The sequence below is a fragment of the Mesorhizobium sp. M0207 genome (genome assembly GCF_040321995.1).
Lineage (GTDB): Bacteria > Pseudomonadota > Alphaproteobacteria > Rhizobiales > Rhizobiaceae > Mesorhizobium.
This window is the reverse complement of sequence record NZ_JAMYSQ010000009.1, coordinates 77,328-91,411: the sequence shown is the minus strand read 5'-3', so window position 1 is coordinate 91,411 and position 14,084 is coordinate 77,328. Positions and strand designations below refer to the sequence as shown.

The 14,084-nt window shown below is 60.3% G+C and carries 12 protein-coding genes and 1 pseudogene; 9 read left to right on the top strand and 4 right to left on the bottom strand.

The window, feature by feature from the left end; translation table 11 throughout:
- Positions 1 to 143: 143 nt before the first annotated feature.
- Positions 144 to 3,977, bottom strand: coding sequence for an ATP-binding protein (locus NKJ15_RS14770; protein WP_352815949.1), 3,834 nt, complete (start codon positions 3,975 to 3,977; stop codon positions 144 to 146).
- Between the two features lie 487 nt (positions 3,978 to 4,464).
- On the opposite strand from NKJ15_RS14770, the gene NKJ15_RS14765 reads away from it, so the two are divergent.
- The 8 genes and pseudogenes from NKJ15_RS14765 (at position 4,465) to NKJ15_RS14730 (ending at position 11,605) form a co-directional block, all read left to right on the top strand.
- Entirely contained in the window at positions 4,465 to 6,054 is a 1,590-nt protein-coding gene (locus NKJ15_RS14765) for an anti-phage protein Upx-like protein (protein WP_502906908.1), read from the top strand.
- A gap of 43 nt (positions 6,055 to 6,097) precedes the next feature.
- Positions 6,098 to 6,358: a hypothetical protein gene (locus NKJ15_RS14760; protein ID WP_352815947.1), complete on the top strand. Its 261-nt coding sequence runs from the start codon at positions 6,098 to 6,100 to the stop codon at positions 6,356 to 6,358.
- Positions 6,359 to 6,402: 44 nt separating this feature from the next.
- Entirely contained in the window at positions 6,403 to 6,600 is a 198-nt protein-coding gene (locus NKJ15_RS14755) for a hypothetical protein (RefSeq protein WP_352815945.1), read from the top strand.
- Positions 6,566 to 7,021, top strand: coding sequence for a very short patch repair endonuclease (locus NKJ15_RS14750; protein WP_352815943.1), 456 nt, complete (start codon positions 6,566 to 6,568; stop codon positions 7,019 to 7,021). Before NKJ15_RS14755 ends, NKJ15_RS14750 begins: the two co-directional genes overlap by 35 nt.
- Before the next feature lie 348 nt (positions 7,022 to 7,369).
- Positions 7,370 to 8,416: a nucleoid-associated protein gene (locus NKJ15_RS14745; protein ID WP_352815941.1), complete on the top strand. Its 1,047-nt coding sequence runs from the start codon at positions 7,370 to 7,372 to the stop codon at positions 8,414 to 8,416.
- On the top strand, positions 8,413 to 9,399 hold the full coding sequence (locus NKJ15_RS14740; RefSeq protein ID WP_352815939.1) for a GTP pyrophosphokinase: 987 nt from the start codon (positions 8,413 to 8,415) through the stop codon (positions 9,397 to 9,399). The genes NKJ15_RS14745 and NKJ15_RS14740 overlap by 4 nt, the downstream gene beginning before the upstream one ends.
- A gap of 442 nt (positions 9,400 to 9,841) precedes the next feature.
- A pseudogene (locus tag NKJ15_RS14735) lies at positions 9,842 to 10,874 on the top strand (IS110 family RNA-guided transposase).
- Positions 10,875 to 11,356: 482 nt separating this feature from the next.
- Positions 11,357 to 11,605: a phage integrase N-terminal SAM-like domain-containing protein gene (locus tag NKJ15_RS14730; protein WP_352815937.1), complete on the top strand. Its 249-nt coding sequence runs from the start codon at positions 11,357 to 11,359 to the stop codon at positions 11,603 to 11,605.
- A 16-nt stretch (positions 11,606 to 11,621) separates the two neighbouring features.
- Here NKJ15_RS14730 and NKJ15_RS14725 read toward each other — a convergent pair whose 3' ends face one another.
- On the bottom strand, positions 11,622 to 12,017 hold the full coding sequence (locus tag NKJ15_RS14725; RefSeq protein WP_352815935.1) for an XRE family transcriptional regulator: 396 nt from the start codon (positions 12,015 to 12,017) through the stop codon (positions 11,622 to 11,624).
- The gene (locus NKJ15_RS14720; protein WP_352815932.1) at positions 12,017 to 12,388 is read right to left on the bottom strand and encodes a type II toxin-antitoxin system RelE/ParE family toxin; all 372 of its coding nucleotides are present in this window, start codon (positions 12,386 to 12,388) and stop codon (positions 12,017 to 12,019) included. Before NKJ15_RS14720 ends, NKJ15_RS14725 begins: the two co-directional genes overlap by 1 nt.
- Positions 12,389 to 12,608: 220 nt before the next feature.
- On the opposite strand from NKJ15_RS14720, the gene NKJ15_RS32970 reads away from it, so the two are divergent.
- On the top strand, positions 12,609 to 12,755 hold the full coding sequence (locus NKJ15_RS32970) for a hypothetical protein (protein ID WP_502906907.1): 147 nt from the start codon (positions 12,609 to 12,611) through the stop codon (positions 12,753 to 12,755).
- Positions 12,756 to 12,833: 78 nt separating this feature from the next.
- Here the strand turns inward: NKJ15_RS32970 and NKJ15_RS14710 are convergent, their stop codons facing one another.
- The gene (locus NKJ15_RS14710; protein WP_352815930.1) at positions 12,834 to 14,051 is read right to left on the bottom strand and encodes an MFS transporter; all 1,218 of its coding nucleotides are present in this window, start codon (positions 14,049 to 14,051) and stop codon (positions 12,834 to 12,836) included.
- Positions 14,052 to 14,084 lie beyond the last annotated feature (33 nt).

The following is a 14,084-nucleotide window of genomic DNA, read 5'->3' as shown; positions in this document are numbered from 1 at the left end:
TCTATCGGTCGTTGAATAGTCTTGTCGTCCCCCAACCTGCAGATCGGTTGGCACGACGACTATCCTTACGAGCACTCATCAAGAGCCGCTTGAACGTTTAGCCCATTCGCAAGCTGATCACTCATCCCCAATCGTGCTCGACGTCATGCAGGTTCTGTTTCCCGCCGTTTTGTCACCAGGGGATCGCCGAAGACGGTCAGCGCAAGGCGGTTTGCGGGGGACTTTCCGAGGGCGCGTTCGACGGCCTTGTTGCCTTCGAAGTTCGCCTCGATCACAGTCGCTCCGGCGGACCACGCGTCCATAAACGCAGGCAGCCAGTAGGCGGGGACGCTCGCGTTGAGCGGCCACGGTGATGCGACTACCGCCGAACAGCCCTGATCGAGCAGTTCCTTTGCAAGCCCAGTCGTTGTGTCGGCCATGGGGTGTTTATCAAACCTGCCGGCGCTGCAGACAAAAAGAACGACAACGCCCGCGTTGCACACAGCGCTCGATATTGCGTCGGGGGTAAACCTCATACCGGCATCATCTGCGACAACCTGAAAGAACCGGACTTCCGGAATGACGCTTCCGTGCGCCGTGACTATTGCCAACTCGGCACCCTTCAAGCGGTCCGGAACCGCAAGCCCTGTGTCGAGGTCGATCGAGTGGTCGCGAAGCGTGCCGCTGAGCCGGTCGGCCAGCATTCCGAGAGTCTGAACAGCTCCCGGGTCGTCTGAGATGGGAATCCATGCGAACGGTGCACCAGTCCTTGCCGGGCGGTTTCTTGCCTCCTTGAGCCAAGAAAGGGACGGTGCGGCCGCCACGGGGACCTGTAGGCCGAGCAATTCGCCGGATGCCATGAGCAGGTTCGCAGGGAGTTGCTGCAGCGCAACGTCGGCAACAAGAAGAGCGGGCGTCGTCGGGGCGGCGCTGATCCCAAGTTCGCGCATGCTGTTGTAGAACACGTTCGGATCGTCTGAATCGAAGGCGTATTGGTACGGGTACTGTTCCCCCCACTTGTCGAACGCTGCCTTGGAAAAAACCTCCGCCGGTTCAACTATCGTAGCCGACAACTCGCCAGCTTCTGCGGTAACGCGCACCACACGGGTTGTATCCGCCAAACCGAGCAAAGTGACGCTGATACCGGCGCGCGAGATTTCTTTCGCGATTTCTGCAGGCTCCTCGATCGAGCATGGAAGGGCAGAACCGCTGTCGGCGGATTGGCGTTTGATTGCCTGGTCGGCGAGAAGCTCGATTGCGAACGCCGCAACTTTTGCATTGTCCCCCGCCTCCTTAGAGTCCAGCAGCCTCCGTGCCGCCATTGCCACGGGACGAACATCGTATGCCGTATCTTCCGAATGCCGTGCGGGCTCGAGGCGCTTCGCGAAAGACAATACATCTTTTGCCGCCGGTCCCCCTACAGAAAGAGTCCGGACCATCGAAGCGTTCGGCTCGCCGAGTGCTGCCAGGGCCGCCTCCAGCAGTTCCCGCGTCCTCTCCGGTACGGCAATTCCATTGACCTCCGCCATCCGGATCGCCTGTGCCAGTAAAATCGAGACGGGGGCGAGTTCGTCATGAAGGTCGATTACGGTCTGGCAGTTATCGGCAAGATCGGCAAGGAACTCAGCCATGTTTTCCCGAGCGGGGATGGTCATCAGCAATTCGCGGAAGCGAAGGCCAAGTTCGATCGTTTCGAGGCGATGCCCCTGAGATTGCTCGACCCCCATGGTCCGGAAGAGTTGCTTTGCAACGGGCAGAAGCGAGCGCGCGAAGGCGGTCATGTTCAGGTCACGCATCAGCCGGATCAGGCCATGAGTTTCATACCATGCTTCTTCGGGGCCGACTGGCGCTTCGCATGAAAGTGCGCACGCCATTCCGACAAGCGATTCGGTCAGGTTGTGGAGGCGATGATAAATGTCGGCAAAGCCGTACCATGCGATACGCGACCGCAGCGGATCATCTCCTGCGACCTGAAGGCCATGTTCTGCAAGGTTGCGAGCATGCTGGACTCGTCCGGCAGTCACATACGCGCCGCCAACCAGCCTTATCAGCATGAGATCGATGTTCGGGGCGCTTGTGTGCGGCGCGGTTGCCACGGCGATCGCCAGAAGCTTTTGGATATAGTCGATATCCGAATCATCGCGCAGGCCTTGGCTTACATGCTCGATCAATCCTGAAAGCCCGTTCATGAGCATATCCGCCTGCCCATTGAGAAGGGCTGCGGGCAGCGTCGTGCGGCCCAAAACAACGACCCGCTGGTCAGCTAGCCATTGCAGCGCCGATTTCAGGAAGGGCATGAGGCTTTCTTCGTAATCCGCCTGCCCCCTTGCCCGCAGCCTTGGCGCGTTGCCCGTAGGCGCGGGAGCGGCTTCCACCAGCTTCAAGGTTGCGGTCGCGATCACCGGCAGGCCGTAGGTCCCAGTGACCTTTACCGACAGAAGCTTTGCGAGTGCCTGCCGCGTCTCGCCGTCGGCGGGATTATGTGCAAGGTAGCCCAGAAGGGCATTAACCGGTCGATCAAGGTCCGCCGGATCAATACCGAGCCCGCCATGTTCGTCACGACGGATCAGCAGCTGTTCGATGGCATGCAGAAGCGCCCATGCGGATCGCTGGGCGTTTCCTCCCGTCAGCTCGAGCGTCATGGCGAGAGCGAGTGCTTGGGAGAACAGGCCACGCGCATCCGCATCCCGGATGCAGGCGAGCCGCGCCTGGACGAGCCGGCCCGGCCAACGATCCGCGACCTCGTGCAGAACAGCTTCGTAGCCGGACTTGTCGGCACCAGACAAAGCGACAGCGAGCCGCTCATAGTAAGCAGCAACCTCTTGATCGATGCCGGGCGGCGGCGCTGCCAGCATTGCGGTGACGCCCGCATAGTCGCGCGCCTTCAACAGTAACCTCAGGCGATGCCTCTGAAGATGGTGCGAACCCGGAAACATGCGTTCGAGCTGCGCAACACTTCTTGATTCAAGTTCTTTCTCGCCGAGATCGTAAGCGAGGTTCACAGCGGCTTCCAGCATTTCCTCCGTAGCCAGCTCGCTGATAGCCGGGTTCAACAGCTCCGCAGCAAGGTCATGCGCGCCAGCTTCAACGGCGATTATCGCGAGCTTTACGCGGCCCTCGGGGCTGGGATCTGATCCCGAGCGCAAATCCTCCCGGATCAGCCCGGCTGCCTGCTGCGCAAGTCCTGCCCTGTGAAGCATCTGGATTTTCAATCCGGTCTTATGGCGCCTGAACCCGTCGGGCAACGCGTCGATGGCCGCAAGCACGGAACCAATGCGGCCGGCCTCGATGGCGGCAAACCACAGCTCTGCGTTCTCTGCCACAACCCCATCGATATCGTTGTCATTTTCAGCGGTCAGCAGACCACAGTTTTCGACCGACAGAAGGAGGTCTGTGTTGCCTTTGCGATGCGGACGCCACTTACCTGTATGAAGCGCCACATAAAGCTCGTTCCGACCTGCGACAGCTACGGCCTTTGCCGCGAGGCTGTGAAAGTGGGGGACCCACAAATCCTCCTCCAGCCCCAGCTGACCTGGCTCGGCATCGGGAAGTTCGAGCGCTTCATCGCGATACTTTGCCCCGGCACAAAGTATCAGGACCGAGTTTCGCCTTGCCCTCTCGACAATCTCCATGACGGCATCGACCTGCAGGTTGGCGGCGTGAACAATCCCTAGACGCCTTGGCAAGACCTGCAGTTCCTGCTCGTCGAGCGGCCTGCCGCGATGCACGGCAACGGCGTTGGCGAATGCGGCCCTTACGTCCTCCACCGTGTGTTCGGAATCCGGTGGAAGCACCACCACGAACTCCGAGATCGGGTTACGGCCATTCCCGTCTTCAACCATGGACAGGATGAAGATCATGTTCGCGACGTGCTCCAAAAGGCCGAAGGGTCCGCAGCTGAAAATGTCGCCTCCGCCAAAACTAAACGGGGAGTTTTGGAAGAAGTTCGCGATACCGTCGATGTCAAAGCTGAATCTGGGTGTGCCTTCGCCGTTCATTTTAGCGTCCATGTTGTGGGCATCTGATCTTGGGACCGCACCTTACCGCTTCGGGCTAAGCACCACGTGCGTGATGGGGCGAAGCCGAGGCCAACCATTGATCTATTGTGGCGTCCTCTTTGCAACAAGCACACAGACCAAATCGGATGGCGAAATTGGTGCAGGTCTCATAGTGTTACGCCGCAGCGAACATCTACCAATGCGGAATGCCGAAACTACGCCGGGCGATTTTTATGGCTGCTGGCTAGCGATAATTTGAAGACGCTCGGGAGAGTCTCTTGTTTTCTCTTCAACCTCCAGTCGACATTGCCCGACACCTAGCTCCGCTCGATGGCACGACGCTTCGCTTTATGCTGACGGGTATCCTGCTCGAGCCGGCCTATCTCGCTAACCATGCTCGAATCCTAACGCTGCTGCACTGGGCACTCGTGCTGGTGAATGGTCGACGAACGCCGGTCAAAACGACCTAACGGGCCTCTTTGCAGCGATGTCGGATCATCCCGCTGCTTTGAGCGAAGATCCACCGGAAGACGCATTCGTGGACATTGTCTGGACGACGCAGTCGGGTTTCCGGATATTTCCCGGCATTTACACTGGAGCGGGCTTTCATTTGCAACGCCTGCTCGACACTGCCCAACAGGAAGAGGACAACGTCGCAGACGCCACGGGTGTACGCGATGTCATGGCACTACTTTGCCTCAGTGAGGCCGTTGCGTCTCGGTGTGGCCTGCCGGCCGGCGCGTTCGAAGAGAGCCAGCCGAGAGCGTCACTCCGGCCAAATTCGCGGCACGCGTTCAAGCTTGGCGCGTTCACCTCTTTTCGCGCCGAAGAATTGAATGCACTTGCCATCGAGGCCGCGCAGCTCAAGAGATTCGTCCTTCAGCCAACGCCTGATCTGCTCGAGCAGCCGTTCGGCGCGACGGATCTGGAAAATTCTCCGCTTATAGAATGGGAGGGTGGCGTCCAGGTCTTGAGCCCGCCCGGCCTTGTGGCCGCAGCCATTGCACACATGGTGCTGGCGCTGGGCCCATCGCTCGCGAAAAGCCTATACCTGCGCGATATGGCGCGCTGGCTTGGGGTAGATCTGCCGCGGGCGCACGCCAAATCCCTTCCGGGGCGCGACGTTGCCATCGGCGATCCGGGTTGGAGCAAGTCCATCGAGGAGCGCGCACTGGCGTTGGAATTCGACCACGACAAGCATGCGCATTTACTCGTCCTGGAGGCAAAGTGGCCAAAATCGCGCGACAATGCCGTGCCACCACCGCTGGGTGGCGGCAGTCGGCTAGCGTCTGCGCTCAGCCGGCTGGTCCGCAAGTTGCACGACGAAATTGAGGAGGGGGACGGTGCTGACGCCGGTCTGACCCTGGTCGTGCATAACTCGCCAGGGTGGGGTCTTCAGATCGACGATCTGCGTGACCTCGGGCCGAGGTGGTTTGTAGTCTCGATGAGCGCTTACTCGTTTTCGACGATGCTTCGGGCACCTGGATTCGAATTGCTCAAATTCTGGAAGATGTTGGCCGAGCTTCGCGAGCTCAGGCATCGCGGCATGATTGTCAAGCTTTGGCCCGACCCGATCGTCTACTGGAGCGTCTGGGAAGACTTCGGATTTACGTTCACGCCGGCCTTGGCCGATATGCGCGACATGGCGCTGATCGGCGATACAGCGCTGGTGGCGCCTTTGGTCCGCCGAGTGCGGGACGCATGGTGCACCCATGGCGTTCCCACCCCTTGGGGCGAGCTGAGCGTTGTCGAACAATATCCTGACGACGATGATACCGCGCCGGATCCGCAGTCGCCCATCTACAACGATCACATGGCCATCGCGGCCGGCACGCTGGTCGGCGTGGTTGAAAACGAACACGGCCCCTGGTGGGTTTCCGTTGGCCGCCCACCTGCCGACGTGGAAGACCGGCAGTTTCTTCTTCTTCTCTGGCAGGCCGTGCTGGAATGGTTGGCGCGCGCCGCCATAGAGATGGGAGGGGCGGCTCTCATCAATCGCGAAGCCACTTCTCGTGACGCTGCTTCCGATACCGATCACGATCACCGACGGTCCGGACACTGCGCAGTTCTTCTATAGCCCAGACGGCTCGGAGGTGAGGATCGCTCTGCCGGCTAATCTCATGGAGCGCATGGTCCGAGTGGACAACGCGGCTGAGGTTCAGGTCTTGGCTTGGATCTTGGAGGGCATCTTGAGGCTTCGCAGCGAAGCAAAGAACGTCGACGCGCTAAATTGGGCGCGCGAGATACTTGCCAATCCGGATCTCAAGATGATCCACATCACCCACGACATCGATCAGGCCTTCGCCATCGACCTTACGACAGACAAGACCCGCTACCGCCCGCTCCAAGCACCCGACCCGCGGTTGCAGGCCGCTGGATAGACGAGCGTCTTATTGGCCGCCACCGCCTCACCGTCGCGCCACCCATGACGCCCATCAGCGATGCTGGGCAGGTCAATGCCATTCTCAACGCTGCTGTGGACGTGCACTGGGAGGCGTGCCGCGACCGCCTTTCGAGCCTCGATCGACGCGAGACATTGCACCTTGTGCTCGGATTGATCGAAGCGGCGCACAGGCATCGGGTCGACGATGAGCGCGGCGCGCGGGCACGGCGCGTCGCCTAAGGGGAAGGACACGAAGCCCGAAATGGCGGTTAGACGCGTACTGCATCGCCTGGGCTTCCGGTTCAGACTGCAGCGATGCGACCTGCCCGGCCGCGCTGACATGGTGCTTCCGGGGCGCCGCGTGGCCATTTTCGTTCATCGGTGCTTTTGGCACCGCCACCCCGACTGTCGCAGGGCAACGACCCCTAAGACGCGCGTCGACTTCTGGCGCGCGAAGTTCGAGGCCAACGCGGCGAGAGACGAACGGGTCGAAGGTGAAATCGTGGCCGCGGGTTGGAAAGTCCTGATCGTCTGGGAGTGCCAGACCAAAAAGCCCGAAGACCTAACTGCCGCTCTGCTCGCGGGCTTGGCCGCGCTCGGTATTAGTTGTCGCAGATCACCTGGGTCGCAAGATACTCGAACCACACCGATCGAACCGTGATGCCGCCATCCTGTTGCAGCGAATATCGATACCGCCCCGGCTGGACGATTAACCCATCCGTCGGCAAAGTCCTGACTTTCGGTCATGCGGGTCAGCAACCGGCTGCCGACCCTGGACCACTCGGCTAATTCACCGTCGGCAGTACTGCTCTCGAACGCGTCGCGCTGCGTTGGCAGCATGGCTTCGAAGGGCAGGGCATATCCCTCCCGCACTGTTCTTACGTAGGCGGCCTTGCGTTCTTGATTTGTTCTGATATCATTTCTTAACCTACTTAGAATAATTTACCTCGATATTTTCGCAGGGGTTTCAGTTTTGTTTGTAGAGAATCTTTCTATCGGCCGAGTTGTTATGCATGAGGTATTCCAGAGGAAAGACGGGCCAAATATAGTGCCGCCATTCTACGGCAAGGAGCTCGAAATACTGGATGCCAAGGCTGTCAGTCATTTTGGGATGCGTATCACCGACGCGCTCTCTGCACAGTCCAAAAGCATAGAGATGCGGATAGTGAAGACCGAGGACGCGAGCGTGGTTGGAACCGCTCGACGTCTTGTTCTGGCAACCGACACCGATTTTCCCAACATCTCCAATCACATGGCCGATGCCCTCGCTGACGCACAGAAATCACGAGGCATTCCCGGGGGAATGCTTCTAGTCTTCGATGGGAAAGTCGGTGGCGACGGAAAGCCCTTCGTCGGGGTGATCAAAGCGGAGATGCAGTCCGGCTTTCAACGCCGACTGGGTGCGGCAAAAGTTGTGACCGAATTCCTCGAGAACATCTTCCTGACGCCAGCCACGAGGCTCTACAAGCTTGCCCTGTTCATCCCTGAAGACGTCGCTGTCACGGCGAGCACAAGTTGGCGATGCTTCGTGTTTGACAGCAACATTACCGCGGCCCGCCGAGAGAACGCGGCCGTATATTTCTACGACGGCTTTCTTGGCTGCGCCTTTCCTGAGAGCGGGAAATATGAAACCGCGAAGTTCTTCGATCTCACAAAGGAATTCGTTCGCACATCGGTAAATGACCGAGATCTCCGAAAGGACCTGGGGGACGCGCTATTCGCCTTCGTTAAGGTAGATCAGGCACCCACGTTCACCTCGCAGCAGTTCGGCGACACGTATCTGCCACCCGAATTGCGTGACCCGTTCAACAAGTTCCTCGAAGCCAGGAAATTCCCCACCAATAGGGCCGTGGTTCGGGACATCAGCGAGATGGGTGGCAGGCTGCGGCGCCGGAAGTACAAGTTCGGTCCAGACATCGAATTATCGGCGTCCCCGGACGCGATACGGAATCGCACCGTGACAATCGAGGATGTGCCGCCGGGTGATGATGCCGAAGGCGAGGCTGCAAGCTGGACCAGGATCACGGTCCGCAGGCCAGTCACCGAACAGCTATGACCACCGAGCTCGAGATCCTGCGACGCTGGGAGGCGGAGCAGCAGTACTACGATGCCTGGGGCAGGTTCGTCATCCACGCGGTCATCGACGGGCTCTCGACCCAAGTGGAGGCGCCGGACCTGTTCTTGCGCCTTCCGGTTAAGCACAGGCTGAAGCAAAGCAAGTCGCTCATCCAGAAGGCACTCTATCGCGGCAAGGGCTACCCAAGCCCGTATGACGACATCGAGGACAAGGTGGGCATCCGCTTCGTCGTGCTCACCTCCGACGAAATACCCATCGTCGAGAAGGCGATCGCCGAATTCGGCGACAAATACTGGTTCTGGGAAAAGGCCCGGGACTTCGCCGAGGAGCGAGCCCGGAAGCCTTGGGAGTTCGGGTACCAGTCGGTCCACTACGTGGTTCGGGCAAAGGCGGGGGTCGTCTTCGAAGGGGTCCCTATACCGCTGGACATTCCGTGCGAGATCCAGGTCCGCACGCTGCTTCAGCATGCCTTCAGCGAAGTCACCCACGACACAATCTACAAGCCGAGCGTCAAATCGACGCCTGAGATGATGCGGGCTGCGGCAAAGGCCATGGCGTTGATCGAAGCGACTGACGACTACTTCCGCCAAGTTGGCAACCTCATCGACGCATCGGTCAAGAGCGTCAAGGCATTGATCGGCGCCTTTTCGGTGTACTACCGAGATAAGATCGGCTTGGACGCGACTGTCACCACTCTCGACGGCGAGCTGATGGACGCCTACCTCCCACTGGCCGGCGAGAGCTCAATCGAAGACATCCTCCTTTGGCTGAACACCAAGGATTTCATATGGGAACGCATCAAGGGCCGGCGAGAGGACCAGGCCCTGTTCGCCTTGCCCTCGATCTTGTTGCTCTACTTCGTGGTGGGCAATTTTCCTAGCATCGCCACCTCACCAGGTTTGCTGACGGACGAGGAACTCGGGCCGATATACTCCGACCTTGGCTTGGCCCTTCCGCAGTAGGCCACAAAGCCCCAAGACGTCGACGCTCAAGTCAATGGGAGGTTGGACTTGCGAAAAGAATGGTCGCTCAGAAGGGGACCTGCGCTGAAGCAGCGGCTTATCAGTCGCCCATTTCCCCCTGAGAGACGCTCGACCGAAGTAGTTGTGCCGACAGGGGCCGCTATCTTGGTTCTCGAAATTGACGGCGAGTAACCGCAATGAGTTCGCCTCCAGAACGGCAGCTTATCGCAAATCCTAGCCGAAGCCCGCAGGCCGGCAACGGCCCTACAGCCGCCGGGCTGCAATGCGCCTCATGCCACGAACATGAAGTAATCGCGGAAGCGGTGGCCACCTGAGATGTGGCGGCGACGTTCGAACATCTGGCCGGCTGGCTGTCCGCCGATAGGATGAAGAACGGGCTCTCGATTCGACACCGGGCCCAGCCACCGAACGGAGGACAGCCATGGAACACTATATCGGTCTCGGCGTATCCATGAAAGAGACGGCAATATCGATCCGGCAGAACGGTAAGAGGATTTGGCGGGGCAAGTGCGCATCCGATCCGCAACTGCTTGCGGCGGTGATCCGCAAGCGCGCACCGCATGTCCGGCGGGTTGTGTTCGAAACGGGGCCGCTGTCGGTGTGGTTCTACCATGCGTTGACGGCAGAGGGCCTGCCGGTGATCTGCATCGACGCGCGGCATGCCAAAGCCGCGCTCGACATGGCCGCGAACAAGACCGATGCGAACGATGCCGATGGCCTGGCACATCTGGCCGAGGTCGGCTTCTACCGAGAGGTCCGCGTCAAAGGTTTCGACAGCATGCTGATCCGCACGCTGATCACCGCACGGCGCCAACTTCTTAAGATGCGTTTGCAGATATCCAATCAAATCCGTGGGTTGATGAAGACGTTCGGCCTTGTCGTGCCCAAGGGCGCCGGAAGCGTGACCGAACGCAACGTTCGCGACCTTCTGCGGAGTGAAGAAAAGCTGGCGCGCATTGTTGTGCCAATGCTGCAGGCATGGAGTGGTATCCGATACCAAATCGCAGAGCTGAGCAAGCAGCTGGCAGCGATGGCGCGTAACGACCAGCACTGCCGTCTGCTCATGTCAGTGCCCGGTGTAGGCACCGTCACAGCCCCCCGCCTTTGCCGCAGCGGTGGAGGATCCGGCCAACTTCAGGAACTCGCGCGCCGTGGGCGCATGGGTGGGCCTGACCCCGAGGCGCTACCAGTCCGGCGAGGTCGATAATGATGGTCATATCTCGCGCCGTGGCGATAATCAGTTGCGCGGACTGCTATATGAGGCGGCCGCGGTTATCCTGAACCGGTCGACGGATACCAGCAGCCTGCGAACCTGGGCGTTGGAGCTGAAAGATCGGCTCGGCTTCAAGCGAGCGGCCGTAGCGTTGGCGCGCAAGCTGGCGGTGATCATGCATGCGATGCTTCGGACGGGCGAGCTGTTTGATCCGCACGGAGGAACGCAAGCCGCGGCCTGATACTTCAGTCGCTCGCCTGCGACGTTTCCGCCATACCATTCCACCATCAGCGTTCTTACAGACGCATCAAGCTGTCCCTGCCGGGACGTGGCTGAGATCATTCCGCGAAGCGGGAAGCAACTGCCTCGGTAAGCAGATTGCGCAACGAACACAGGAAGATCTCACCTGCGAAACTCATCCTGCGGCGATCATCGCGTCGACCGCGTAGACGACCCTGTACCCGGCATGCGGACGAACGAGAATCGACAGAAAGGACGACAGCCTTGCACTCACCCCCTTGACGCTCGAGCGATTAGACGACCCGCTTCGCGGGAGGGGCGCCTCGGTGTGAGATGGCGCGACTGCCATTTGACTTGAGCGGGTAGAGGCGTCGATCTGACCATGGAGGTCCCTTCAATGAGAGGAACTCGCCATGGCTACCCTGTCGACCGATGCACCAATCTCTCCGCTTCGCCAGCGCATGCAGCACGACATGCTCATGCGTGGCCTGGGCTCCCATACCCAGCAGGACTACGTTCGTCACGTCCGGGCGCTTCGCTGTGTTCCTTGGCCGCTCGCCCCACACGGCCACGGCTGAGGACATCCGTCGATTCCAGCTGCATCAGCATGAGAGCGGCGTCGGCCCTGCGACGATCAATGGCGCGGTCTCGGCACTGCGGTTCCTGTTCCTCGTGACGCTGAAGCGTCGGGATCTGGCGCGTGCGCTGGTGATCATGAGGGGTAGTCTTTAGCCGAAAGAGAGTGAGGTCAGCCGGCGCGTGCGGCCTTTGTGCGATTACGTCCACCTGCCGCTCTTTTAACGCTACGCACGGAGACGGCTTTGGGAGCCACGACGTCGCCGAGCCGCTCTATACGGAGGGGCGCGCGCGAGGGAAGGCGAACGACGAGTTCGAGTTGCCCCCCGATCGCCTCGACATAGCTTTTAAGAGTAGACAAGTACATGTCGGCTTGTTTCTCGATCTTCGAGACCGAAGGCTGCTTGATCTTGAGGACCGAAGCGATTTCGGCCTGGGCCTTTCCAGCGGCACGCCGCAAATCGCCGAGACTCTCGACTTCTCCCCTTAACTCTTCGAAACGCACGTCGACCCGCTCCCGACGATCCTCGGGGAGCGCAGCGATTAGGTCGTCAAGCTTGCGTCCCATCACTTCTTCTCCTTCTTCGCCGCCGCCAAACGGTCGAGATGCCCTTGATAGCGCTTGTCCGCCTTGGCGATCAGACTTTTATAGAAGCGCTTCTCACTCACGCCCAACTTATCGCCGGCGACGAGCAGGATCGCTTTCCGCTTCCGGTCGAATGCGAACGCAACCCGCCAGACACCATCTTCAGCCTCGAAGCGAAGTTCTTTCATGTTCGCGAACGACGAGTCATTCAAGGTATCCGCATGCGGTCGCCCCAGCTGGGGCCCGAACACACCGAGCAGCTTAGCCGAGGCCAATAGCTCATCTTGGACTGTCTGGGGCAACGCCTCGAACTCCCCATCGAACTCATCGCCAAAAACGACTTCCCAAGCCATATATAGCTCCTAGGCTATGTGGTCAACTTCATCAAGCTGCCGAACGATACTCTGCGGCCGAAACAAGGTACGCGCGGTCGACGATAATCCGGCCGCCGTTGACACGACTGGCAATTCGCGACCTGTCTGCGCTATCGAGCGGCATCGTCACCGGCGTTCTGACGGGCATGGCCGGCGCGTAGCTGTCGCTTGCCCAGAATGCCGGCTTGTCGTGAAGGATATGACCGCCAGCAAGGGTTCCATCGCGCCGGCAGCGCTCACCGTCGCCAAATGGAAACCGGTGCCGGCGAGGTTCGCGTGTCTGGCGGCGAAGGTCGCGTGGCCCGGAGGTGAAGCCGGCGAGGCGCTTGCGCTGGTCCAGGCGTAATCGTGCGGAGGACCGCGCCGCGCCGTGCATCGCATCTCACGTCCCGCTGCGCTGCTGAGGCCTCTTCTGTCAGGCGGTCTAGGTTTCGCGCTTCGGGCCGAGCAGGAACACTGTCAGGGCGGCGGCGAACGTGGCAACAGCACTGTACGCAATGGCACTGGTAATCCCGGCATTGTCCACCAATACTCCGCCGAAAATCGCGCCGGCTGCGATTGCCACTTGGAATGCTACGACCATCAGCACACCGGCGCTTTCGGCCTGCTCGGGAACGGCCCGCCGCACCATCCACGTCTGTAATCCCACCGGCACGGCGCCGAAGGCAAAGCCCCACCCGGCAACCGCAATCGCCGAGGCGAAGGCCGATGCTCCCGTCGTCAGCAGCGAAACAGCGGCTATCGCTATGAGCAGCGGTGCAAGGGCCGCGACTGCCTTGAGACTGTACTCGGCCAGAAGCCCGCCGGCCAAATTGCCGAAGAATCCGCCGATGCCAAAAGCAAGCAACACAAGCGAGATCGTCTCGACGTCAAGCGCGGGAATCTTCTCGAGGAAGGCGCGGATATAAGTGATTCCGGCGAAGTGGCCGGAAGCGACCAGCAGGACGACCACAAGCGCGACCTTGATCATCGGAATCTGAGCCACATCCAGCAGGCTGCGGAAGCTAGCCACTCCAATCGGAGGCAGTCTCGGAATGGTTATGAGTTGCACCAGCAGTGTAGCCGCGCCGCCGATTGCGGCGAGCATGAAGGCGCTTCGCCATCCCCAGATATCGCCGACATAAGCGCCGATTGGAGCTGCGCAAACGGTAGCCACGGAAACGCCGGTGAGGATGATTGACATAGCGCGCGGGAGGAGGTGGCTTGGAACGAGCCGCATCGCCAGTGCTGCCGACATCGACCAGAAGCCTCCGAGCGCTATGCCGAGCACGACGCGTGCAGTCAGGAGAACCGCCAGCGACCACGCGCCGGCCGCCAGAACGTCCGACAGGATCAGCAGCAGCGTCATCGCCCACATGACGAGCCTGCGGTCCAGGCGCTTTGTGATGATAGCCACCGTCGGCGCCGAGATCGCCCCGACGATAGCGGTCGCCGTCATCGCCTGTCCAGCCGCTCCCTCGGTGATACCGAGATCATGTGCGAGCGGCGTGAGCAGGCTAACAGGCAGAAACTCTGCGGTCACCAGCCCGAAGGTGCCCAAGGAAAGCGAAATGACCGCACCCCATGCGGGACCAGACGGTGGGACGGGCTTTTCTGAGTCGTGCAGAACAGCGTCCACGACGCCTGCCGCGGATTGGGTCATGAACGAAGTCTCCACTTTGATGCAATGCAACCT